Source organism: Streptococcus sp. SCPM-O-B-23252 (M501) (assembly GCF_058200355.1).
This window is the reverse complement of the sequence record NZ_JBYQGS010000001.1, coordinates 449,701-472,892: the sequence shown is the minus strand read 5'-3', so window position 1 is coordinate 472,892 and position 23,192 is coordinate 449,701. Positions and strand designations below refer to the sequence as shown.

Sequence of the window (23,192 nt, the reverse complement as noted above, 5' to 3'; positions counted from 1 at the left end):
ACGAAATCGAATTCTAACGAATTACCGATTTCTGTCCCACTCTCTTTTAATACAAGAAAAAGACGAGAAATCTCTCGTCTTATTCTTGTTCGATTAGTTTACGAAGTTCAACAATGCCAAGAAGCTTTCTGGATCAAGTGATGCACCACCAACAAGAGCTCCATCAACGTCTGGACAAGCCATGTATTCAGCAACGTTTTCAGGTTTCACTGAACCACCGTATTGAACACGTACTTTGTCAGCTACTTCTTGACCGAAGTCAGCAGCTACAACGTCACGAACAACTTTACACATTTTTTGTGCGTCGTCTTGTGAAGCTGATTTACCAGTACCGATCGCCCAGATTGGCTCGTAAGCGATAACTGATGCAGCAACTTGCTCAGGAGTCAATCCAGCAAGAGCAGCAGATACTTGAGCACCTACGAATTCAGCCGCTTTACCTGCTTCGTAAGTTTCAAGACTTTCACCACAACAGATGATTGGAAGCAAACCATTAGCAAAGATAGCTTTTGCTTTTTTGTTGATGTCTTCGTCTGTTTCATGGAAGTAGTCACGACGTTCTGAGTGACCGATTACCACGTAGTCCGTACCGATTTCTTTCAAAACTTGTGGGCTAGTTTCACCAGTGAAGGCACCAGCGTTTTCAAAGTAACAGTTTTGAGCAGCAACTTTAAGGTTTGAACCTTTAGCAGCAGCAAGAACAGTTGTCAAGTCAAGTGCAGGAGCTGCAATCCCAGCTTCAACAAGATCAGATGAAGGAAGTTTTGATGCTACTGCTTCAACAAATGCTTTTGCTTCTTCTGGGTTTTTATTCATTTTCCAGTTACCAGCAATAAATGGTTTACGTGACATTTCACATACCTCGTTTTTCTAATTTTATACTAACTATTTTACCATAATTTTCGTGATAATGAAAGGTTGCACAAACTCTTTTACTTCTTAAAACAATAAAAACCCCGTCTTCACGGGGTTTTCTGTCTGTCTATATAATTGTTAATCTGGGAACTAGATCGAATTAAGCTTCGATTTCAGTAACCATACCTGAACCAACAGTACGTCCACCTTCACGGATAGAGAATGTAGTACCTTGTTCAACGGCGATTGGGTGGATCAACTCAACGTCGATAGTCACGTTATCACCAGGCATTACCATTTCAGTACCTGCTGGAAGTTCGATAGATCCAGTTACGTCAGTTGTACGGAAGTAGAACTGTGGACGGTAGTTGTTGAAGAATGGAGTATGACGTCCACCTTCTTCTTTAGTAAGGATGTAAACTTCACCTTTGAATTTAGTGTGTGGGTTGATTGAACCTGGTTTAGCGATAACTTGTCCACGTTCGATTTCATCACGTTGGATACCACGAAGAAGCACACCAACGTTGTCCCCTGCAAGACCTTCGTCAAGTTGTTTACGGAACATTTCAACACCAGTAACAACCGCTTTTTGGATTTCTTCTTTAATACCAACGATTTCAATTTCGTCGTTGACTTTAACGATACCACGGTCGATACGTCCTGATGCTACAGTACCACGTCCAGTGATTGAGAATACGTCTTCGACTGGAAGAAGCAATGGTTTGTCAGTATCGCGTTCTGGTTCTGGGATGTACTCATCAACAGTGTTCATCAAGTCCATGATGATGTCTTCGTATTTAGAATCACCTTCAAGAGCTTTAAGAGCTGAACCTTGGATAACTGGAAGGTCATCACCTGGGAAATCGTATTCTGAAAGAAGGTCACGGATTTCCATTTCAACCAATTCAAGCAATTCTTCATCGTCAACCAAGTCAACTTTGTTCATGAAGACGATCAAGTGTTTAACACCAACCTGACGTGAAAGAAGGATGTGCTCACGAGTTTGTGGCATTGGTCCGTCAGTTGAAGCTACTACAAGGATAGCTCCGTCCATTTGAGCGGCACCAGTGATCATGTTTTTAACGTAGTCCGCGTGTCCTGGAGCGTCGATGTGAGCGTAGTGACGTTTTTCAGTTTCGTACTCAACGTGCGCAGTGTTGATAGTGATACCGCGTTCGCGTTCTTCTGGAGCAGCATCGATAGACGCATAGTCTTTAGGTTGGTTAACTGATGAAGGCAAGCGACGTGCCAAAACAGTTGTGATAGCTGCAGTTAGGGTAGTTTTACCGTGGTCAACGTGTCCGATAGTACCAATGTTAACGTGTGGTTTACTACGATCGTATTTTTCTTTTGCCATTTGAGTAAAAGCCTCCAATAAAATATATTTTATAGATAGACAGTAGGCAATACAGTCTAACTTTCCTTACTATTTTATCAAATTTCGTCTAAATTGCAAGTGTTTTACTAGCTTTTTTTCTTATTTCTTTTTTCTTAAAGGAATTTATCCAAATGAAAGTTTGTGAAATCTCCTTTCCACTTCTTTTTTGAAATAAACAGCTAGATATTTCATTCTTTGTGACCTATTTTACGTTTTTTTCACAATCATTTTCACTTTATTCCAGTAAAAAACCAATCCCTTTAATCGAGATTGGTTTTAAGGGTTCACGATTAACCAGAATTACGCAATCCTGTCGCGACACCATTGATCGTGATATGAATCAATTTGTCCTGATCAGTAGGCAATTCGCCACGTCTCTGGCGTTTAATTAATTCTAATTGAATATAGTTCAGAACATTAAAGTATGGCATACGATAATCTAAACTATCTTTTAGATAAGGGTTCTCAGCTAAGAGTTCATCATGACCTTCAATCTGTAAAATAACATCCTTAGTCAATTGCCACTCGTCCAGGATAATATTGAAGATGTCACGAACCTCCTCTTCCTCACACAGCTTGGCGTATTCAAAAGCAATGTTCATATTGGCTTTTGAGAGCACCATGTCTACGTTTGAAAGAAGAGACTTGAAGAATGGCCATTTTTGGTACATATAACGCAAGGTTTCAATGTTTTCAGGATCTGCATCAATAAATTCTTTAAAGCTAGACCCTACACCATACCAACCAGGGAACATCACCCGGCTCTGTGACCATGAGAAGACCCAAGGAATGGCACGCAAGCCACCGATTTCTTTGATAGTCTTTCGGGCTGCTGGACGAGAACCAATATTGAAACTAGAAATAGCCTTAATCGGACTGGATTCGAAGAAGTAATCATAGAAATGCTCATTGCCAAACACCAGTTCACGATAAATATCGTAGCTACGATTGACAATCTGGTCCATTATCTCATTGTACTGCTCGGACATGCTCTTTTCACTCTTCTGCTTAGCAATCATCCGGTTAATCGTTGCAGATACCAACATTTCCAAGTTGTAATAAGCTGCATCCTTGTTCCCATATTTATTGCCAATGACCTCACCTTGCTCCGTCAAACGAATGCGGTCATTAATGGATCTCAATGGTTGTGAGGTGATGGCTTCATAGGTTGGACCGCCCCCACGACCAACTGTTCCACCACGGCCATGGAAGAAGGTAATCTTCACGCCAAACTCGTCACCAATCGCTGTTAATTGTTGCTGGGCCTTATAAAGAGTCCAACAAGAAGATAGATAACCACCATCTTTGTTACTATCTGAATAACCAAGCATAATTTCTTGGTAGTTATTCTTAGAAGCAATCCAGCGTTTAGCAATTGGAAGTGATAGATACTTTCTCATTGTATCTTCAGATTGATCCAAGTCTTCGATCGTCTCAAAGAGGGGAACAATTTGCACACGTGCGCTTTCCTTGTCAATCAGTCCCACTTCTTTCAACATGATAGCCAACTCAAGCATATCCGATACACTGGTTGCATGAGAAATAATGGTTTGGCGAATAACATCTTCTCCTAAGCGGTCTTTTAATTCACGCGCTGTTTGGAAAATAGCTAATTCTTTTTCAAGCAATTCTGATTTTTCTGCATGGGTAGCAGATAAAATACGAGGATCTTCTAACAACTCTTGTAAAAGCAACTCGCACTTTTCGTCTTCTGACAAATCACTGTAATGGTCATTGATTCCAGCTTCTTTGAGAAGTTCCGCAACACAAGCTTCATGGACACTCGAATCTTGACGCATATCGATCGAAGCCAAGAAGAATCCAAAGACTTCTACTGCTTCTAATAACTCAGCAAACTCCCCTGAGATTAAAGCTTCTGCCTTATTTTCAATCAATGACTCTTGGATAAGGGTCAAATCCTGTTTAAATTCTTCAACTGTTTCGTAATAAGGAGGGCGATCTTCTGCCAACTCTTGGATCGCACCACTGATTCGGGTACCGATATAATCGGAAACCACTCCTTGTTGATGGGTGTGAGCACCGAGAAGACGCTCAACCGGATGACGGTCATCTACTGTTGAGCCAACGACAGACCATTCCTTGATATTCAACAAGGTTTGGACCAACTTGGATTGAATATAATGGAAGGCCCGACGGTAGGGCTCCTTCTCTCTAAAGACAGATGTATCACTGGAACGGGCTGCCATCTCTTCAACCGCTTGACTGGTTTTTGAAAGATTGGTAGAGAGGGAGAAGTTCCGATAAAGACTAGAGATTTTCTGAATATAATAGTTCAGAATGACTTCACTTTGAATCGTAGCTGATCGCTTCAAGGTCTCTGCGGTTACAAAAGGATTCCCATCCCGGTCTCCACCAATCCACATTCCCATCGTAATCGGTTTGGGTTGTTGCAACTCAATCCCTTGCTCCTTGGCAAGACGTTTGTATTCCAACATTAAGTTAGGAACAGCCTGAAGGAAGGAACTATTATAGTATTCCATGACATTGGTAATCTCATTGGTTACCTTGAGTTTCTTTTCACGGATCATATCGGTTTGCATCATAATTTCGATATTACGCCGCAAATTATTGTACCATTTGGTCTCGTTCATCAAGCCAGCTTTTACATCCCGGTGTTGGCGCAAAAGACTGTGAATGTGAGTGGTTAAATCCAACATAGTTTTCCGTTGCACTTGGGTCGGATGAGCGGTTAATACCGGTACCACATTGAGGTGTTCCAAGATTTCCTGAGCATTTTCAGTCTCAGCCACCTGGCGAATGGTGGACGACAGCTTTCCAAGATAGTCTTGTCCCACATTATTTTGATGATTGATTTCAAAAGCCAGATCGACGTCTTCAGAGATATTAATCAACAAGGGAAGAATGGCAAAGTAGCGAGAAATCACAGTCATCTCTTCATTTGATAGCTCTTTGACAATTTGATCCAATTTTAAATAATCTTTTGAAACAGATAGTTTTTTCAATTCAAGAATCTTATCAAAGGTTTCTGGACTCACCAAATTTTTAGCAATATCTTCTAAAATAGTGGTTAAAATCTCAGCTTCTTCTTTGATAATCTCTTTGTTGGTATAGCTCTCTAGTTTTTGTAAAGTCATGATAACTCCTTTCTTTACTCACTCCGATTTAGTAATAGCTCTGAATTTTCTGAGGCTTCTCGTAAGAAGGGGCCTCTTGAGTAGCTAGGGCGCGCTTTTCACTCGCATCAATATTCAAGACAAGAGCAATCGCAATGGATAAGACCCACAAACTATTTCCTCCTTGTGAAAGGAAGGGGAAGGTCACCCCTGTCGAAGGAATCAGCCCAGAAATCCCACCAATGTTGATGAAGGTTTGGGTCAGGAGCATCCCTCCTATACCAATCGCCATCATTGAATTAAATGGATCTCTTGCCCGAATCCCGACAAGAATAATGCGTAAAATTAAGAAGAACAACAAGGCTAGGATGAGACTAGCTCCCACAAAACCAAGTTCTTCAATAACGATTGAAAAGACAAAGTCTGTATGAGCTTCTGGCAAGTACCCTTGCTTTTCAATCGAATTTCCAAGTCCAAGGCCAAACCAGCCCCCATTACTCATGGCGTAATAAGAATTGGCTAGTTGATGTCCCGAATCTGATAAATCATTAAAGGGGTTGTAAAAAGCACTGAATCGTTTCGCTACATATCCAAAGACAGGGATTTTAGAGAAACGCTCTACCCCGATAAGCTGAATAGAATAAAGAAGAATGGTTGAACCTCCTACTAGGATAGCTAATAGGCTTGAAAACCAGCGGTAAGCTATACCACTTGCACTAATCATAATTAAGGTTGTCAGTGCAAGAATGGTCGCATTTCCTAAGTCTGGCATGATGACCACAATAGCAATCAGGAAGAGCACCATCCAACGCCAATCCGACAAATCTCGAGGCAGCCATTGATTGTGGGTTAACGCTTGGTAATCATATCGTTGAATTTCTTCCTGCTTTTTAGAGAAGACCAAGGCCAAGTACCAGACGATGATAATCTTCAAATACTCAGCTGGCTGAATAGAGAAACCTCCAAAACTCAACCATCCATGCGCACCATTCACCGTATCTGTGATGAAACGCGATAGCAAAAGAAGGATCGTCTCAGCTATAATAAAAATTCCGATGAAGCCCTTTTTCTTAAGGACATTTAATTTCACCTTATAGGTAATCAGAATAGTGATCAAACTTAGAACAAAAAAGATCCCCTGACTTCTGATCATCCCGAAAGGACTAAGCCCTTTTTGGATGGCTAAGGCACTCGTTGTCGAGTAGACTACTATCAATCCCAATACTGACAAAAGGAGGTAAGGGATCAGGATCGAATAGTTTAAAAAATGACGTTTTTCTAATTTCATGTAACACCCATACTTCTAATTTTCAAATTTCATTATATCACCTTTCAATAGTAAAAAAAAGGAAAGACCAAATAAGATTCGGTTTTCACTTTCAAAAGATGATCAAACAAACCAGTCTGACTCTTATTTCTACTCCAACTATTGTGAGGAAGCAAAGAAAATCGATCCTCTGATTCACTATCATATCATCTTGTTTTTCCTGTTTCCGGGTCCTTTGTTTTGCCTTTTTCCGTCTTTTACGGTAAAATGATTCTGTATGAGAAAAAGGATTAAACCAATTGTCCTCTTTGTCTTTTTCGCAAGTATCTTTTCCTTTTTGGTAATTTCTAAAACAGTAGCAGATATCCAAAGAAATCAACTTGCTAAAAACAAGACCCTACAAGAGGCAAAGAACACCAATCAAACAAAAATCCCATCTTCCTCTTCTTCTGACTCAGTTGAAGAATTAGATCAAGAATTTTTGAATCGACCAATTATCGATATCTCTGGTTGGCAATTGCCAAGCGAGATTGATTATGATCTCTTAGCACAAAATGTTTCCGGAGTCATTGTTCGAGTTCATAGTGGAGCTCAAGCTAAAAAAGAAAATGCCGCGACTTATTTAAATGGAATAGACAAATCATACGAAACTCATATTAAAGAGTTTCAAAAACGAAATATTCCAGTTGCGGTATATGCTTACGTAGCTGCCAAGGACAAAAAAGAAATGGAAAAGGAAGCAGAAGAGTTCTATCAGGCATCCAAAAAATACAAACCAACCTATTATTGGCTGGATGTAGAAGAAAAAACGATGGGTGATATGAACGCTGGCGTGGAGGCCTTCCGTGCCAAGCTAGAATCATTGGGAGCCAAAAATATCGGAATCTATATCGGGACCTATTTCATGGAAGAACATAGTATCTCCACTGATAAATTTACCGCCCTCTGGATTCCAACTTATGGTCATGATGACGGCTACTACAATGCAGCACCATCTACTGATGACGAGTATGATCTTCATCAGTACACCTCTCAGGGACAATTGAATGGTTTCACCCACTACTTGGACTTGAACCAGATTGCTCCTACACAAAATCGAGAAAAAATCTACCGAAAACTATTTACTGTAGAAAAGAATTAAAAGAGGCAACTGCCTCTTTTTCTCATGAACGGAAACTCAAATAGTATGATATAATGTTAGGAAATTAAGAGAAAGAGAAGAGTGAGATGGCAAAAAAACAAAAAGTAAAAAAAACATTGGTTGAACAAATACTGCAGAAAGCAAAAATCGACCATACAGGATTGCAAATCAATGCTCTTGAGGGAATCATCCCAGAAGGGATTACGACTGATCAAATCTATAAGACACTGGCTCTAACAGGTGATAAAACTGGTCCCGTCATTGGGATTGTTCCCATCTCTGCCCACTTATCCGAAAAAAAATTGGCTAAACTATCTGGCAATAAAAAAGTTAGTATGATTCCACAAAAAGACTTAGAAAAGACGACGGGCTATGTTCATGGGGCCAATAATCCTGTTGGTATCCGACAAAAACACAACTACCCTATTTTTATTGACCAGTCTGCCCTGGAACTCGATCAGATGATTGTCTCTGCAGGTGAAGTTGGTCATAGCATTCAAATCAAGGCGCAAGATTTAGCTGATTTTGTCAAGGCTAGTTTCGAAGACTTAGTCGAGTAAAGGATAAAACCAATATGAAATTATATTTTGTCCGTCACGGACGTACTGAGTGGAATGAAGAGGGACGTATCCAAGGGGCAAATGGTGACTCTCCGCTTTTAGAATCTTCCATCCAACAGTTAAAAGCCTTGGGCCAGCATATATCTCAAACATACTTTGAAGCAGCTTATTCAAGTGACTTGCCTAGAGCTGTCCATACTGCTCAAATCATTCTCGAGCAAAATCAACATCCTATCTCCCTCCAAGAGACTCCTGCTCTACGGGAATGGCGGCTTGGTAGGTTAGAAGGTAGAAAAATTGTGGAGTTGAAGGCTCTCTATCCGGAGGAAATGAAGGCCTTTCGTCATAATTTAGCTGAGTTTCACCACGATATTTTCGGAGCAGAATCCGTTGAAGAAACCACCCAACGGACCGAAAATTTTATCAAAAGTTTAAAAGACAAGTCTGGCGAGGCCATTCTAATCGTTGGCCATGGCGCTAATTTAACAGCTTCTATTCGGACTCTTCTAGGCTATAAACCAGAGGAACTCCGTAAAAATGGCGGACTCAATAATGCTAGTGTGACGATTCTAACAACAGATGATTTTGAGCACTATCACTTAGATACTTGGAATGATACTTCTTATTTAAAAGACTAAAAAACACTGATCTTGTGATCAGTGTTTTCTTTTAGCTTATTTCATAGTTGGGAAGAGCAATACGTCACGGATAGTAGTCGTATCAGTAAGGAGCATGCAGAGACGGTCGATACCGATTCCCAATCCTCCTGTTGGTGGCATACCATATTCAAGAGCTTCTACATAATCGTAGTCAATTCCAGTTGCTTCGTCGTCTCCCAATTCTTTGGCGCGTGCCTGCGCTTCGAAACGTTCCAATTGGTCGATTGGATCGTTCAATTCTGTAAAGGCATTAGCATATTCCTTTGTCATGATGAAGAGCTCGAAACGATCTGTGAAACGAGGATCTTCGTCATTCTTCTTAGCCAATGGTGATACAGCTACAGGGTGTCCATAGACAAAGGTTGGTTGTGTCAAGGTTTCTTCCACATATTCTTCGAAGAAGGCATTGATAATATGCCCCACTTCAGTGTAGTGTTTTTCAACTGGCACATGTTTTTCTTTAGCAAGGGCTACTGCTTCTTCAAAGCTCATTTCCTGCCAGAAGTCAACACCAGCAATTTCCTTGATCGCATCCACCATGTGGACACGTTTGAATGGTTCATTGATCTTGATTTCAGTTCCCTGATAGTCAACTGGACCATCCCCATGAATGGCTTTCGCAGCATGTTGGATAATCCCTTCCGTCAAGTCCATAATATCTTGGTAGTCAGCGTAAGCTTGGTAGACTTCGATGGAAGTAAATTCTGGGTTGTGGGTAGCATCCATTCCTTCATTACGGAAGATACGTCCGATTTCATAGACGCGTTCCATCCCACCAACGATCAAGCGTTTCAAGTGAAGCTCGGTCGCAATCCGAAGTACCATGTCAATGTTTTGAGCATTATGGTGAGTGATAAACGGACGCGCAGATGCTCCACCAGCTTCATTGTGAAGAACAGGGGTTTCTACTTCAAGGAAGCCTTGACCATCCAAGTAACGACGGATTTCTGAAATGATTTTCGAACGGGTTACAAAGCGGTTAAAGCTTTCACGGTTCGAAATCAAATCCAAGTAGCGTTTGCGGTAGATGGTTTCCACATCAGACAAGCCATGGAATTTTTCAGGCAAGGGACGAAGGGCTTTAGACAAGTGTGTGATGTGAGTAGCTTTGATGGAAAGCTCACCCATATCGGTCCGCATCACTTCTCCTTCTACCCCAAGGAAATCTCCAAGGTCAGCCTTTTTGAAAATTTCATAATTTTCTTCACCGACCGCATCTTTACGAACGTAAATTTGGATTTGACCTTCACGGTCTTGAAGGTGGGCAAAGCCAACCTTCCCTTTCCCACGTTTGGTCACGAGACGGCCTGCAATAATGGCCGTTTCGTTCAAGTCATGAAGTTGTTCTTTATCTAATTCTGAATATTTTTCTTTCAATTGACCAGAATCTGCAGTTCGTTCGAATCGCTTTCCAAATGGGTCGATTCCTTGTTCACGAAGGGCCGCCATCTTTTCGCGACGGACAATCTGCTGGTCATTTAATTCTTCCATATGTTCAGTAGTCATTTGGAACCTCCTAAGTTATTCTCCCCTATTTTATCATATTTGACGGGGAAATACACTATTCTTGAGCAGGAAAAATGAAAAAAGGAATGGAAGGAAAGGGTTCCTTCTCCCTTTTCCATCACATTCCATTCATTCATAATCAAATTTTACTTCATCCGAGTCAACTATATAGGTCATTCATCCTTATTCATAGCGAAGAGCTTCAATCGGATCGAGTTTTGATGCCTTGCTTGCTGGTAAGATACCGAAGACAATTCCAACGCAAGCTGAAAAGATGATACTTCCGATAGCCACTGACATGGAGACGACTGGTGGTCCTTCTAGAGCACCTGCGGCAGCTGTGGCGATGAGGGCATTGACACCATAAGCCAATCCCAGACCGAGAATTCCTCCCATCATGGTCAAGACCATGGATTCGATGAGGAATTGAATCAAGATTTTTCCACGAGTAGCTCCAAGAGCTTTTCTCAGACCGATTTCACGTGTCCGCTCGGTCACAGAAACCAACATGATATTCATGACCCCAATCCCACCAACGAGAAGGGAAATTCCTGCAATCGCACCAATGACTGTTGTCATAATACTGAGCATTTGATTGGTCTGCTCCAAGATACTATCCATGTTAAAGATTTGGAACTCTCCTTGGCGAACTCCCGACAACTCTGTTAATTTTTTCGCCGCTTCTATCCCAGTTGGTTTAATCTGTTTGACATCTGGGATATGCACCACAATAGTAGAAATTTCTTCTGTTCCAAATTCTGAAGCTACTTGGGTATTGGCCATCAAGGCACTTCCTCCAGAAGAAACCCCGTATAATGCAGATCCAGCATTTGGATCCTTGAAGATCCCTACCACCCGATAGTTGTTGTCTCCGACAGCAACCACTTGGTTGAGGGCACTTTCCGTCCCAAATAAGGTCGAAGCTAAACCTTCATCCAACATGATGACCCGTGAGAAACTCTGATAATCTGAAGGATTTAGTTTTCTTCCTGAAACCAATTCAAATTTTCTTACTGAGAAATAAGTATCATTGACCCCCATGATATTGACCCCTTCAGATTTTTTCTTCTGATAGGAGATAGTGGCATTGGCCGTATTTCCAACATAGTAGCCATCAATGCCAGGAATCTTGGTCAATTCCTTGACCCATTCTTCTTGAACGACGGGTGGTGTTTCAAGGATTGGGTTGTCAACGTCCTCGCTAGTTTCCTCTCCATAGCCAGCTGGCGGTGACATTCCTTGGTCTCCTTCACTAGCAACACCGCCTTCACCACCACCTTCTTCTGAGACAGGTTCTGGCCCAAGATTAAAACCAGTCATGTAGCCACTCTTTCGGGCGGAATAGGAAATCTGAACATATTGTTGATCCTTGGTAAAGGTCTTAGTCACTCCCGCTTTCATCCCATCTCCGAGAGCCATGATGACAACGACTGAGGCAACCCCGATGATAATCCCTACCATGGTTAAGAACGATCTCATTTTATGTCCCATAATGGAACTAATAGCGAATTTCCAGTTCTGCATCAGGCCCTCCTTTCATTACGGCTATCCGAAGATATCACTCCATCTCGAATGACAATCTGACGTTTGGCATAGGCAGCAATCTCCGTTTCGTGGGTCACCATGATGATAGTTTTCCCTTCTTGATTGAGGGCTGTCAAAAGCTCCATAATCTGATCGCCGGTCTTGGAGTCAAGAGCTCCTGTTGGTTCATCCGCTAAGATAATAGAAGGATGATTGACCAAAGCACGCGCGATGGCCACCCGTTGTTTTTGCCCTCCGGACAGTTCCGAAGGAAGGTGGTGCATCCGCGTATCTAGCTCAACTTTCTTTAAAAATTGTTCAGCTAATTCCTTTCGTTTAGAAGGATTTACTCCTGCATAAATCAAAGGAAGCTCGACATTTTGAAAAGCATTGAGTTTCGATAGAAGAAAGAATTGTTGGAAGACAAAGCCTATTTGCTCATTGCGAACCTGGGCTAATTTCTTCTCACTAAGATTTCCTACTTCTTCCCCCTCTAGCCTATACTCACCGCTGGTCGGACGATCCAGAAGACCAATGATGTTCATTAGGGTAGATTTCCCAGACCCGGAAGGTCCCATGATAGCTAGAAATTCCCCTTCTTCCACATCTAAATGGATATCCTTTAATACCTGTAGGGTTTGATCGCCATTTTGATAACTTTTATTGATGTTTTTCAGCTCAATCAATTTTGTCATATTTTCCGACCTCTTTCCCATCTTCCAAATCGCCAGAAGGGTTGGTGATGACTTGAGCATCCTTGTTCAAACCAGATAAGATTTCTTGATTTTCTGCATCTGCATTTCCTAAGGTAACATTGACTTTTTTAGCCTTGCCAGCTTCAATCGTCCAAACATAGCTTTGATCGCCGTCTGATAAGACACTTGTCATAGGAACCAAAGGATGGATGGTTGAACTTTTTACTTCAATATTGACAGAGAAACCTTGTTTCAAATCACCAATCTCACTGGTAATATCTACCGTAAACGGATACTTAGCTCCCCCTGTTCCTTGTCCAGAACCTGCGGCATTTGCACCAGCCTGACCAGCTTCTGTCGGATAATTGGCAACGTAGCTAATCTTTCCAGTCCATTTTTTCCCAGGATAGACCTTAGAGGTTAAGGTCACTTCCTGACCAACTGAAATGTTGGCTAGATTGTACTCAGACAACTCACCTTTTACTTGAAGGTTACCGTTGCTGACAATATGAACAAGGGTTTGGTTGGTTCCGGTTGTTGATTTGGAGACATCTTTATTGACTTCTACAACCGTTCCATCTGTACTACTTTTTACAGTTGTAGCATCCAACAAAGCTTTAGCTTTTTCCATATTGGCTACAGCATCCGCACGGGCATCGCGCAAATCACCCACTTGTGTGTCCAAAGAGCGTTGGGCTTGAGAGGCTGATTTGCCATCTGCTTCCTCATCCCCTGTTGTATCAATGGTCACTCCATTGGTCATGAGATCGTTCAATTGACGATCTGCCTTATTGACCGCACGTACCGCCGCGTCATAGGCAGATTGCGCTTCTGTACTACTATATTGAACAATAGCTTGGCCGGCGGTTACTTGATCCCCGACATTCACTAGGATGGATTGCAAATCTCCTTTGGTTCCGTCAAAATAAATATATTGTTCTTGATTGGCTGTGACCTTACCTGTCAATAAAACAGAGGAAGCAATCGAACCTTCTTTCACGGTTTGTACCATAGGTGTCATATTGACCATTTCTTCAGGGCCACTACCTGATTTTCCAAAAGCAAGCCAGCTCCCCATTCCTACAACTGCTATAGCAGCACCAGTCGCTGTAATAATTTGCCATTTTTTAAATTTCTTCATTTCTTTCCTCCAATATTCGAAAGCGTTTCAAAGTATAAGTTTAGTATATCATATTTCCTCATTTTTCAATTCAGAATCATCTGTTTTGCACGTTTTTTTTGCTATCTTGTTTTCTCCTCCTATTCAACGATGGCAATTTCTTGATTTTTGTAACCTTTGTTGTTACAATGAAAGTGTAAATCAACAAAGGAGTACTAACCATGAAAGAATTTGATATTATCTCCATTGGTGGAGGTAGCGGAGGGATTGCTACCATGAACCGAGCTGGAGAACATGGAGCCCGAGCTGCTGTTATTGAAGAAAAGCAACTAGGTGGGACCTGTGTCAACAAAGGATGTGTCCCTAAAAAAATTATGTGGTATGGCGCCCAAATTGCTGAAGCCATTCGTGATTACGGTCCAGATTATGGGTTTACTTCTGAACAGACCAATTTTGATTTTGCGACCTTAAGAAAAAATCGCGAAGCTTATATTGATCGGGCTCGTTCTTCTTATGATGGCAGTTTTAAACGAAATGGTGTGGAGTATATCCAAGGTCGCGCTCGCTTTGTCGACGCCCATACAGTCGAAGTCAACGGGGAAACCATCAAGGCTAAACACATTGTGATCGCTACAGGGGCTCATGCTTACATCCCAGATCTACCTGGAGCAGACCTAGGAGAAACCTCTGACGATGTCTTTGCTTGGGAAGAACTACCAAAATCAGTTGCCATTATTGGCGCTGGCTACATTGCGGTAGAACTAGCCGGTGTGCTACATGCCCTTGGTGTTAAGACAGACCTCTTCGTTCGAGGTGATCGTCCTTTAAGAAAGTTTGATTCTTACATTGTCGATGGCTTAATGGAGGAGATGGATAAACAAGGATTGCCTCTCCATCCTCACAAGGTTCCTGTCCGACTCACAAAGGAAGAAAATGGTCAAATCCGAGTCTATTTCGAAGACCAAACATCTTTTGTTGCTGATCATGTCATCTGGGCGACTGGGCGCAAACCAAACATCCAAGACCTTAATCTAGAAGCTGCGGGTGTCACCTTAAATGAAAAAGGATTCATTGCAGTGGATGAATACCAGAATACAGTTGTTCCTGGCATCTATGCTCTTGGAGATGTCACGGGCGAAAAAGAATTAACTCCTGTCGCTATCAAGGCAGGGCGTACCCTATCCGAACGTCTCTTTAATGGAAAAACCGATGCTAAAATGGACTACGCAACCATTCCGACCGTTATCTTTTCCCATCCCGCTATTGGTACAGTCGGTCTCACTCAAGAAGAAGCCGAAAAACAATATGGAAAAGACGTCATCAAGGTCTATACTTCAAGTTTCGCCTCTATGTATTCAGCTGTGACCCAGCATCGTCAGTTGGCTAAATTTAAACTCATCACTGCAGGACCGGAAGAAACCGTTGTCGGTCTCCATGGACTTGGGTATGGGGTAGATGAAATGATCCAAGGATTTGCTGTTGCTATCAAGATGGGAGCCACAAAAGCTGATTTCGATGCGACAGTCGCTATTCATCCAACTGGATCCGAAGAATTCGTTACCATGCGCTAATATCAGAAAAGGTTTGTTCGACAAACCTTTTTCTTCTGTTTTTATTTTAATGGATCATCATTGGAGCTACCATAGTCTAATCTTTCATTTTAACTTTCTTTCCTTACATTTTTGTAAGATAACAAGGTTTGACAAGATATCTTTCAGATTCACTAATAGATTTCAACATCCATATAAAAGAGCCTGAAGATACGCTTCAGGCTCTGTTTTTTTAAGGCAAGATAGCAATGGCACGAACAGGTGAACCAGTTGCCTTGTCCCAGTGAGGGAAAGCAATTGAAATCAAGGCACCTACTGCTGGCACTTGATCCAAGTGGTTCAAGACTTCTACTTGGTAGATATTTTGTTCCAAAAGGTAGTATTCATTGACCAAGCCATGCTCTGCTGCTGGAATACCAGCATCTGTGTCAAAGGTTTCATGACCCACAGCCTTGACATGGCGTTCATGAATCAAGAATTCCAAGGCTTCACGGCTCCATCCTGGACTTTGTTGAACCCCATTTTCATCGAGGTTACGCATAGCATCTTGATCTGGCCAACGTTTTGACCAATCACTACGGAAAGCAACAAAAGCTCCTTCTACAATTTGTCCATGTTCAGCTTCAAAATCTAAGATATCTTGTTTGCTCAAGATAAAGTTTGGATTGGCTGCAACTTCTTTAGACTTGTCGATAACATAGAGTGGCAAGAGGAGATCTTTGAGGTCAATCTCATCCAACCAACGACCACCTTCTACAAAGTGAATCGGTGCATCAATATGTGTTCCGTATTGACCAACTACTGTAAATTTTTGAACATGGAAACCATCTTTTAATGTGAAAAGGTCTTCTTGTTGCAAAGCAGGAAGGGCTGGGAAGTGTGGACTTTCTGCATTGATTTGGTGACTCAAGTCCACCCATTTTTTAGCTTGCAATTCTTTATAAATACTTAGTAAATCTGACATATGGATTCCTTTCCTATAAGTGCTACATGAGATAAACGAATAAGGTTATTATAACAGTCTATCCCATCATCCACAATGATTTGCGTTAATCTTGTTTTCTTGAATGGGATATAGTTTCAAACTATAATTATAGAAAGCATCAAAAAAGAGGCTGGGACAAAAATCCTAGCCTCTCAATTGTCTTTGGATTATCGAGCAAGATGCAGTGGTTGAGGGGGCTCTACCACGCTGATTTCATCAGCTTTTACAGCCTTACCCAACTATGCGGAGGTAGGACGACGAAATCGAATTCTAATGAATTACCGATTTCTGTCCCACTCTCTTTCTTACTCAGCCTATTACTGTTTAAATGCATCTAGCAGAACTTGGAATTCTTCGTTGGTGAGCGTGATCCCCTTGCCCATCTTCGTATGGTCTGGGCTCCAAGTTCGGATATCATACTTGGCAGGTGCTCCATTAAAGCTAACCCGGTTTAACTCCTTGGTCCATCCTTTTTCATTTTCAGATAAGACCAAGAGTTGTTCTTCAATTTCAAAACTAAAATCTGCCATTTCATACTCCTTTCAATGTCTTTCACCTTAATAATTCGTAAAAAATTTTACAAAATGAATGAAATTTTCTATAATATATTGTATCAACTTATGGAGAATTATGCTATGAAAAGATTTCTTGAGCTTCTCAAGGACCGAGCCAATGAATTTTTCAACGATAAAACCTCTCAACCAGCTCCTTTAGAGGATGGTAAAACGATTCAGATTATTGAACTGGCCCTTCGAAAAAAACAAGGAGTCCATGTCATCTTCCAAAATAAGAGTTTTACAGGCGATATCGTGAAATATGATCAGGAACGAAAACAACTCATTGTCAAGAATTTTAAAAAGAGTATGTCAACCATCATTCGAATTTCTGACATTCAAAAGATTAGTCTCGTTCCACATACGATTCGAATCGCACAACAAAAAACACCGTAAACTTCCAAGCTTGGGAAGCATGCGGTGTTTTTTTTTACGTTTTAGGCACGAACCGTTTGGCTGGTTCCATCTTCTTTATAGAGGTTGATCAAGCCTTCTTTGAGTGCACGGATCATATCACCTGGTTCAACTGGTGTTGGCATATGAATAGTCAATAACTCCATTGGATTTGGAGCCCGATCAATTTTATTACCCTTGGCATCATGCAAATCTTCAATGACTGTTTCAAAATGACGGAACCCAGGTCCGTAAAATTCTACTTGGTCTCCTTCATTGATGACATTCCGTTGTCGAATGGTCGCAATTTGCTTGTCCGCATCATAGGCTACCACTTCTCCGACAAACTTGTACTCTGGAATCTTCCGACGAGCCCCAAACAGTTGCTCGTTTTCAGATGGTGTTCCGTAATAGAATCCTGTAGCCAACTCACGTTGGGCTACCTTCCACATTTCATCTACTAGATCTTGCTTAATCGCTTCAAACTTCTCAGGACTTTCCAAATAAGCATCAACAGCTGCCTTGTAGCAGTTCGTTACGGTAGAGACATAGTGAATGGACTTCATCCGACCTTCAATCTTGAGGCTGTCCACTCCATTTTCAATCATATCAGGGATATGGTCAATCATCGACATGTCCACAGCTGACATCGAGAATTCTTCAGGGATTTCCCCTTTGAGACTCTTACGTTCTTGGCCAAATGGCATATCGTAGAGATCGTACTTCCAACGACAAGATTGGGAACATCCTCCACGGTTGGCATCACGCATACTCATATGATTGGACAAGGTACAACGGCCAGAGTAGGAGATACACATTGCTCCGTGAACAAAGGCTTCAATTTCAACATCCGTCCGCTTACGAATTTCCGCTAGTTCTTCCATCGAAACTTCGCGAGCCAAAACGACCCGTGTCAAGCCCAAGTCTTTCCAAAACTCTAGAGTTTCATAGTTGGTGGCACTAGCTTGGGTAGAGAGGTGAATTTCCAAGCCAGGAGCTTCTGTCGCTGCGATCGTAATCAAGGCAGGGTCTGAAACAATGACTGCTGCGATTCCAATATCCCGTAAGCGACGGAACCATTCACCAGCTCCAACTTCATTTCCTTCATGCATGACCATATTGGCTGCAACATAGACCTTGGCACCATATTTGGCCGCAAATTGGACTCCTTCTTCCATTTGCTCGAAAGTGAAGTTCCCTGCACGGCTACGAAGACCATAGGCCTGACCACCAATGAAGACGGCATCCGCACCATAGCGCACAGCAACCTTTAGTTTTTCAAGTGTTCCCGCAGGTGATAGAACCTCAGGACGTTTCAATTGTTTTGTCATCATATCTCCTAGTATATTACAAGTATATTAGTTAGATTATCAATCTTGTCTATTTTATAGCAAATCCAGTCGAAAGGCAATGGTTTGGGAATTGTTTTGACAATTCTCATTCTTTACCATCACTAAAAAGGAAGGCCCGCACTCCTGGCAGGCTTTTCTCCTTTATTTAACCATGTCTGGATCGTAATCATAAAATCCAGTGTCAAGGAAACGATTCTTAGGATGCAATTGGTGAATCTGCTCATCCAATAAGAAGGCTTGATCAGATGTGAAGGTCCCAGCTTCTAGAAGCTCACGTGCTTTCACAAAACACTTGGCAATTTCCACAAAGTTTTGACCAGGTGTATAAATCCCCTCTAACTTCCAGTGGGTGAAACCATGCTCGACTAACTCAGAGAGTTTGGTCATCAAATCCAAGTCATTATTGGCAAAAATATGAGTTCCATGCTTGTCCTCAAAGATAGAATAGTGGCTTTCTGGATCTCCTGGTTCTGCCAAAAAGAGATCGCGCTCTCTCGTCTTTTCGTCATCGATGTGAGTAAAATTATAATAATTTTGTAGAAGAGGACGTTTAGAATGGTGAATCACACTGGCACCATAAACCAATACTTCAGCAGGAATCTCTAAGATTTCTGGCATCTTGAAAAGCTCTGCAGATGGGATTTCTCGAGCAAGAACAGCTTCTGAAGCACCAGCCTTTTGTCCCCAGAAATTAATCTGACGGCTACTTGTCACCATAGTTGAAGCATCATAAATGGTTTTAAAGCTGTAGCCATCCCGCTTCAATACATAAAAGACGCCTGCATCTCCTACCGTGATATAATCGACGTTAATCGAAGCAAGGAAATCTAAAAATGGTTTGATACGATCCATCATGTCTTGGTGCATCAAGGCATTGACAGCCACTGTCATTTCCTTACCTGCCGCATGGACTAGATCAGAAATTCGACTTAATTCGTCATACGAGAAAGTGTGAGGAAGTCGTAATCCAAATTCCTTTTCTCCGACATAAATACGGTCCACACCTACTTCTAGAAGGGCTTGAACCTGTTCAATACTTTCAGCTGTAGCTGTAATAATTATCTTTTTCATGAAAACTATTATACCAAAAAAGTCATTTTGCTCTCTAAATTTCTTAATTTTGTAAAAATTGTAACAGTTTTGTAACATTTCTATGCTTGAAAACGTGTTAAAATAATAGAGTACTGTTAGGAGAGAGAAATATGCCCGCAAGAAAACTTAGAGTTGTTGAAGAATACGACTATGTCGAAATCCCTCTTCAACAAGAGAATACAACAACTAATTATGATTTTAACCTTGATACTGAACCAGCTCCGCAATTAAGTGAGCTACTATTTTTCCTTAATATTGCTGTGTTTTGTGTCTTAACTGTTTTATTTAGTTTCGTCTTTTTATCAATGAAGATGAATACCTTCTTTGCTTTTGCCTCAGCAATTGCTTGTAGTTTGGGAAGTATCCAAGCTTTCCGCATTTTCCAGTTAAAACGGAAACAGGACTAAGATTACATTTTTAGCCTCCTTCGGGAGGCTTTTTGGCATTTCCCATCCTCGTTTGTCATTTCATAAAAGAAATCCCTCACCATTGGTGAGGGATTATTGAATATTGACTAACCATTGTGTTACATAAAACAGCTTAACGATTTTCAAAAAATGACTTTTACTTTTTTAGCCATTTGAGAAGATTAAAAACTTTCCGCTGTGAGAAAAGTGCCTGAAACAAAGTTGTTTCAGGCACTCGGGAGTTTTGAGACCTTAGGCTCAAAACTAAGTCATGGAACTTCTTCGAAGTTCGCTGACGTCCGTACTCACCTAAGGGAAGTTTTTCAGAAGACTTTATCTTCAATCTGAATCCCTCACCAATGGTGAGGGATTATTTTATTCTTCTTCTACAGCTGTTTCTTCTAATTCAAGGACAATCTCTTCACTTTCTTTTTCCTGTTTAGGCTGGAAAGGACTTGCTTGATTGCCGGTCTTTTGCTGGATTTTTTCCTTAATCGTTTGGATAGCATCTTGTGAAAATTCTACCACATCCTGCGTCTTATCTTTCACTGTCTCGATAACAGTGTCTTTGTTGATCTCACCACTTTCAACTTTTTCCTTGGTTTGCTGAATAGCGTCTGATGCTTGCTTGGATAGTTCAATCGCAGATTGTTTCACAGAATCATGAACTTCTTGTGGATTTTCTTGGTATTCTTTTACAAAACCTTTGACTTTCCCAGTCAACTCTTTCCCTTTTTCTGTTGTCAGGAAGTAGGCAACAGATGCGCCAGTGATCGTTCCAATTAACAATGATGATAAACGTCCCATAAGGTACCTCTTTTCTTATTTAAATAATTTCATAGCCATGCGAGCTGCCTTTAATCCGACAGATGTTTTAACGGTTTTCCCACCAACTACGACAGCTTTTTTGCTAATCTGACGCGCTTGATCATTCAGATCTGATACAGATACAGACAAATCTGCCACTGCTGTGAAGAGTGGATCAATGGTTGCAACTTTTTGATTCAAATCTTCTGTCAAAACATTCACTTTTGCTAACAACTCATTGGTTTGGTGTAAGGTTACATTCACATCTGATGTCAAGGTCTTAATCGTTACCTGAGTCTCATCTACAACTTTTCCAATCTTTGAAAACAAGATAATCAAGTAGATGACCAAAACTACTAAAGCTAACCCTAAAAGCCCATAGGCAATTTCAATAAACATTTCTTTTCTCCTTAATCTATTTCCGTTCTATAAAATGGTGCATTCTTTTTTCGTTGATAGATCATGATGCTGATTCCAAGTAGGATGAGGATCAGGGAAAGCCATTGTGAAACTCGAATTCCCAAAAACATCAAGCTATCTGTCCGCATTCCTTCAATAATCATTCGACCAAAGCCATACCAGATCAGATAGAAAGCAGTAACTTCGCCCTTTCTCAAAAGTTTCGGACGACGACGCAAGTAAAGAATCAGCACAAAACCAAGCAAGTTCCAACAAGATTCATATAAGAAGGTCGGTTGACGGTAATGTCCATCAATAAACATCTGATTCCGAATGAAAGAAGGTAAATAATCTAAATTCTTAACAATGGCTCCGTAGGCTTCTTGGTTAACAAAATTGCCCCAACGGCCAATACTTTGAGCAATCATGACACTCGGTGCAGCGATATCTAAAAAATCAACTGGATCAATCAAACGACTGCGTGAAAATAGGTAGAGGACCAGAGCTCCTGCCAGGAGTCCACCATAGATAGCGATCCCACCGTTCCATACGGCAAAAATCTCTCCTGGATTTTCCCTGAAATATGACCATCGAAAAATAACATAGTAGAGACGGGCCCCTATGATTGCTACTGGAAAAGCAATCAGAATGAAATCAATGATATCGTCTGACTCTATCCCTTTACGAGGTGCTTCTTTCATAGACAGGATGACTGCCAAAAGGAGACCGAGGATAATACAAATCGCATACCAACGGATACTAAAGGGACCGAGTTGAATAGCTACTGGATTCATACTTTCACCTCATTTTGATCAATCAACTGGGTCAATCGATCTTCAAAGGTTTTAGTAGCATCATATCCCATTTCTTTGGCGCGGTAATTCATCGCTGCTGCTTCAATGACAACGGAAATATTGCGACCTGTCTTAACAGGGATGCGAATTCTTGGAATGGTTACTCCACAGAATTCAATTTCTTCCGCATTATTACCAAGACGATCGTAGGTTTGTTCCTTGGTGTAGTTTTCCAAGTAGACAGCGATTTGAACCTGTGAAGAATCCTTCACAGCACTGGCACCATAGAGACTCATGACATCAATGATCCCTACTCCCCGAATCTCTAGCAGATGGCGTAGAATTTCAGCAGGCTCACCCCACAAGGTCATCTCATCACGGGCGAAGACATCTACCCGGTCATCTGCTACCAAACGATGGCCTCGTTTGACGAGCTCTAACCCAGTCTCACTCTTCCCGATTCCACTATCTCCTTGGATCAGAACCCCCATGCCATAGATATCCATCAAGACACCATGGACACTAGTTCTTTCCGCAAGGAGAGAATCTAGGTAGCTTGATAGTTCACCAGACAAACGACTAGTTGGAACGCGACTGCTTAAAATCGCGATTTGCTTTTCCTCTGCAGCACGGAGCATTTCTTCTGGAATCTCCAAATCACGCGCAATAATGATAACTGGTGTTTCCGGCTGGAACATCTTTCTCAAAACTTGGTGACGATTGTGGGATGTCATCTTGATGAGGTAAGACCACTCTTTCATCCCAACCAATTGAATTCGTTCTGGAGTATAGTAATCAAAATATCCTGTCATTTCAAGTCCAGGACGTGAAATATCTGCCGTTGTGATTTCTTTTTCAAATAGGCTTTCATTGCCGTACACAACCTTCAAACGAAGCTTATCAATTAAATCTCGGACTGTTATTGCCATAGGCTTCTCCCTTTTTGTTTTCTCTTACTATTATAGCAAATTATCCCAGGTAAGACTTGCTCAAGCATCTTTTTTTGGTATCGAAACTGATGCTATTATTCTCACACTTATTCCAGTACTCTTTGATGTT

At 41.3% G+C, this 23,192-nt stretch carries 22 protein-coding genes; 6 read left to right on the top strand and 16 right to left on the bottom strand.

What is annotated here, in order from left to right:
- Positions 1 to 93: 93 nt before the first annotated feature.
- The 4 genes from tpiA to ftsW all read right to left on the bottom strand — a co-directional run bounded on the left by tpiA (position 94) and on the right by ftsW (position 6,616).
- The gene (gene tpiA, locus AC3E6G_RS02395) at positions 94 to 852 is read right to left on the bottom strand and encodes a triose-phosphate isomerase (protein WP_006595928.1); all 759 of its coding nucleotides are present in this window, start codon (positions 850 to 852) and stop codon (positions 94 to 96) included.
- Positions 853 to 1,015: 163 nt separating this feature from the next.
- Positions 1,016 to 2,212, bottom strand: coding sequence for an elongation factor Tu (gene tuf / locus AC3E6G_RS02390; protein ID WP_048717371.1), 1,197 nt, complete (start codon positions 2,210 to 2,212; stop codon positions 1,016 to 1,018).
- Between the two features lie 311 nt (positions 2,213 to 2,523).
- Positions 2,524 to 5,349: a phosphoenolpyruvate carboxylase gene (gene ppc, locus AC3E6G_RS02385; RefSeq protein WP_490700377.1), complete on the bottom strand. Its 2,826-nt coding sequence runs from the start codon at positions 5,347 to 5,349 to the stop codon at positions 2,524 to 2,526.
- 28 nt (positions 5,350 to 5,377) lie between these two features.
- Entirely contained in the window at positions 5,378 to 6,616 is a 1,239-nt protein-coding gene (gene ftsW, locus AC3E6G_RS02380) for a cell division peptidoglycan polymerase FtsW (protein WP_125329837.1), read from the bottom strand.
- Positions 6,617 to 6,872: 256 nt separating this feature from the next.
- Here ftsW and AC3E6G_RS02375 point away from each other — a divergent pair, with 256 nt between their 5' ends.
- The 3 genes from AC3E6G_RS02375 to AC3E6G_RS02365 all read left to right on the top strand — a co-directional run bounded on the left by AC3E6G_RS02375 (position 6,873) and on the right by AC3E6G_RS02365 (position 8,934).
- The gene (locus AC3E6G_RS02375) at positions 6,873 to 7,736 is read left to right on the top strand and encodes a GH25 family lysozyme (RefSeq protein WP_048789341.1); all 864 of its coding nucleotides are present in this window, start codon (positions 6,873 to 6,875) and stop codon (positions 7,734 to 7,736) included.
- Positions 7,737 to 7,822: 86 nt separating this feature from the next.
- Positions 7,823 to 8,296, top strand: a complete 474-nt coding sequence (locus AC3E6G_RS02370) for an aminoacyl-tRNA deacylase (RefSeq protein WP_048689458.1) — start codon at positions 7,823 to 7,825, stop codon at positions 8,294 to 8,296.
- A gap of 14 nt (positions 8,297 to 8,310) precedes the next feature.
- Entirely contained in the window at positions 8,311 to 8,934 is a 624-nt protein-coding gene (locus AC3E6G_RS02365; protein WP_490700376.1) for a histidine phosphatase family protein, read from the top strand.
- 36 nt (positions 8,935 to 8,970) lie between these two features.
- Here the strand turns inward: AC3E6G_RS02365 and lysS are convergent, their stop codons facing one another.
- The 4 genes from lysS to AC3E6G_RS02345 form a co-directional block, all read right to left on the bottom strand.
- Complete coding sequence (gene lysS / locus AC3E6G_RS02360) at positions 8,971 to 10,461, bottom strand: lysine--tRNA ligase (protein ID WP_061564191.1); 1,491 nt, start codon at positions 10,459 to 10,461, stop codon at positions 8,971 to 8,973.
- A 183-nt stretch (positions 10,462 to 10,644) separates the two neighbouring features.
- On the bottom strand, positions 10,645 to 11,985 hold the full coding sequence (locus AC3E6G_RS02355) for an ABC transporter permease (protein ID WP_140814174.1): 1,341 nt from the start codon (positions 11,983 to 11,985) through the stop codon (positions 10,645 to 10,647).
- Entirely contained in the window at positions 11,985 to 12,680 is a 696-nt protein-coding gene (locus AC3E6G_RS02350; RefSeq protein WP_006595919.1) for an ABC transporter ATP-binding protein, read from the bottom strand. The genes AC3E6G_RS02355 and AC3E6G_RS02350 overlap by 1 nt, the downstream gene beginning before the upstream one ends.
- Positions 12,664 to 13,821, bottom strand: coding sequence for an efflux RND transporter periplasmic adaptor subunit (locus AC3E6G_RS02345; protein ID WP_490700375.1), 1,158 nt, complete (start codon positions 13,819 to 13,821; stop codon positions 12,664 to 12,666). The genes AC3E6G_RS02350 and AC3E6G_RS02345 overlap by 17 nt, the downstream gene beginning before the upstream one ends.
- A 200-nt stretch (positions 13,822 to 14,021) precedes the next feature.
- Here AC3E6G_RS02345 and gorA point away from each other — a divergent pair, with 200 nt between their 5' ends.
- Positions 14,022 to 15,371: a glutathione-disulfide reductase gene (gene gorA, locus AC3E6G_RS02340; protein WP_125335995.1), complete on the top strand. Its 1,350-nt coding sequence runs from the start codon at positions 14,022 to 14,024 to the stop codon at positions 15,369 to 15,371.
- Between the two features lie 211 nt (positions 15,372 to 15,582).
- On the opposite strand, the gene AC3E6G_RS02335 is transcribed toward gorA, so the two are convergent.
- The gene (locus tag AC3E6G_RS02335; protein WP_048717387.1) at positions 15,583 to 16,314 is read right to left on the bottom strand and encodes a cyclase family protein; all 732 of its coding nucleotides are present in this window, start codon (positions 16,312 to 16,314) and stop codon (positions 15,583 to 15,585) included.
- Between the two features lie 338 nt (positions 16,315 to 16,652).
- Complete coding sequence (locus AC3E6G_RS02330) at positions 16,653 to 16,865, bottom strand: YdbC family protein (RefSeq protein WP_006597402.1); 213 nt, start codon at positions 16,863 to 16,865, stop codon at positions 16,653 to 16,655.
- Positions 16,866 to 16,955: 90 nt separating this feature from the next.
- Here AC3E6G_RS02330 and AC3E6G_RS02325 point away from each other — a divergent pair, with 90 nt between their 5' ends.
- Positions 16,956 to 17,285, top strand: coding sequence for a hypothetical protein (locus AC3E6G_RS02325; RefSeq protein WP_040803002.1), 330 nt, complete (start codon positions 16,956 to 16,958; stop codon positions 17,283 to 17,285).
- A 41-nt stretch (positions 17,286 to 17,326) separates the two neighbouring features.
- Here the strand turns inward: AC3E6G_RS02325 and AC3E6G_RS02320 are convergent, their stop codons facing one another.
- Together AC3E6G_RS02320 and AC3E6G_RS02315 are read right to left on the bottom strand one after the other, a co-directional pair.
- Positions 17,327 to 18,613 carry a peptidase U32 family protein gene (locus AC3E6G_RS02320; RefSeq protein ID WP_048789336.1) on the bottom strand — a complete coding sequence of 429 codons (1,287 nt, stop codon included), beginning with the start codon at positions 18,611 to 18,613 and terminating at the stop codon, positions 17,327 to 17,329.
- 162 nt (positions 18,614 to 18,775) lie between these two features.
- Positions 18,776 to 19,705 carry a peptidase U32 family protein gene (locus AC3E6G_RS02315; RefSeq protein ID WP_006597381.1) on the bottom strand — a complete coding sequence of 310 codons (930 nt, stop codon included), beginning with the start codon at positions 19,703 to 19,705 and terminating at the stop codon, positions 18,776 to 18,778.
- Between the two features lie 131 nt (positions 19,706 to 19,836).
- Between AC3E6G_RS02315 and AC3E6G_RS02310 the strand changes: the two genes are divergently transcribed.
- Positions 19,837 to 20,133 (top strand): DUF3270 family protein, encoded by a 297-nt coding sequence (locus tag AC3E6G_RS02310; protein ID WP_125329830.1) that lies wholly within the window; start codon positions 19,837 to 19,839, stop codon positions 20,131 to 20,133.
- 375 nt (positions 20,134 to 20,508) lie between these two features.
- On the opposite strand, the gene AC3E6G_RS02305 is transcribed toward AC3E6G_RS02310, so the two are convergent.
- From AC3E6G_RS02305 to hprK, 4 genes are read right to left on the bottom strand one after another with little or no spacing between them, the layout of a single operon-like run.
- The gene (locus AC3E6G_RS02305) at positions 20,509 to 20,940 is read right to left on the bottom strand and encodes a YtxH domain-containing protein (protein WP_490700374.1); all 432 of its coding nucleotides are present in this window, start codon (positions 20,938 to 20,940) and stop codon (positions 20,509 to 20,511) included.
- Positions 20,941 to 20,955: 15 nt separating this feature from the next.
- Positions 20,956 to 21,339, bottom strand: a complete 384-nt coding sequence (locus AC3E6G_RS02300; protein WP_006595909.1) for a DUF948 domain-containing protein — start codon at positions 21,337 to 21,339, stop codon at positions 20,956 to 20,958.
- Between the two features lie 11 nt (positions 21,340 to 21,350).
- Positions 21,351 to 22,133: a prolipoprotein diacylglyceryl transferase gene (lgt, locus tag AC3E6G_RS02295; protein ID WP_156676627.1), complete on the bottom strand. Its 783-nt coding sequence runs from the start codon at positions 22,131 to 22,133 to the stop codon at positions 21,351 to 21,353.
- Positions 22,130 to 23,062, bottom strand: a complete 933-nt coding sequence (gene hprK, locus AC3E6G_RS02290) for an HPr(Ser) kinase/phosphatase (protein WP_061564198.1) — start codon at positions 23,060 to 23,062, stop codon at positions 22,130 to 22,132. Before hprK ends, lgt begins: the two co-directional genes overlap by 4 nt.
- Positions 23,063 to 23,192: the final 130 nt, after the last annotated feature.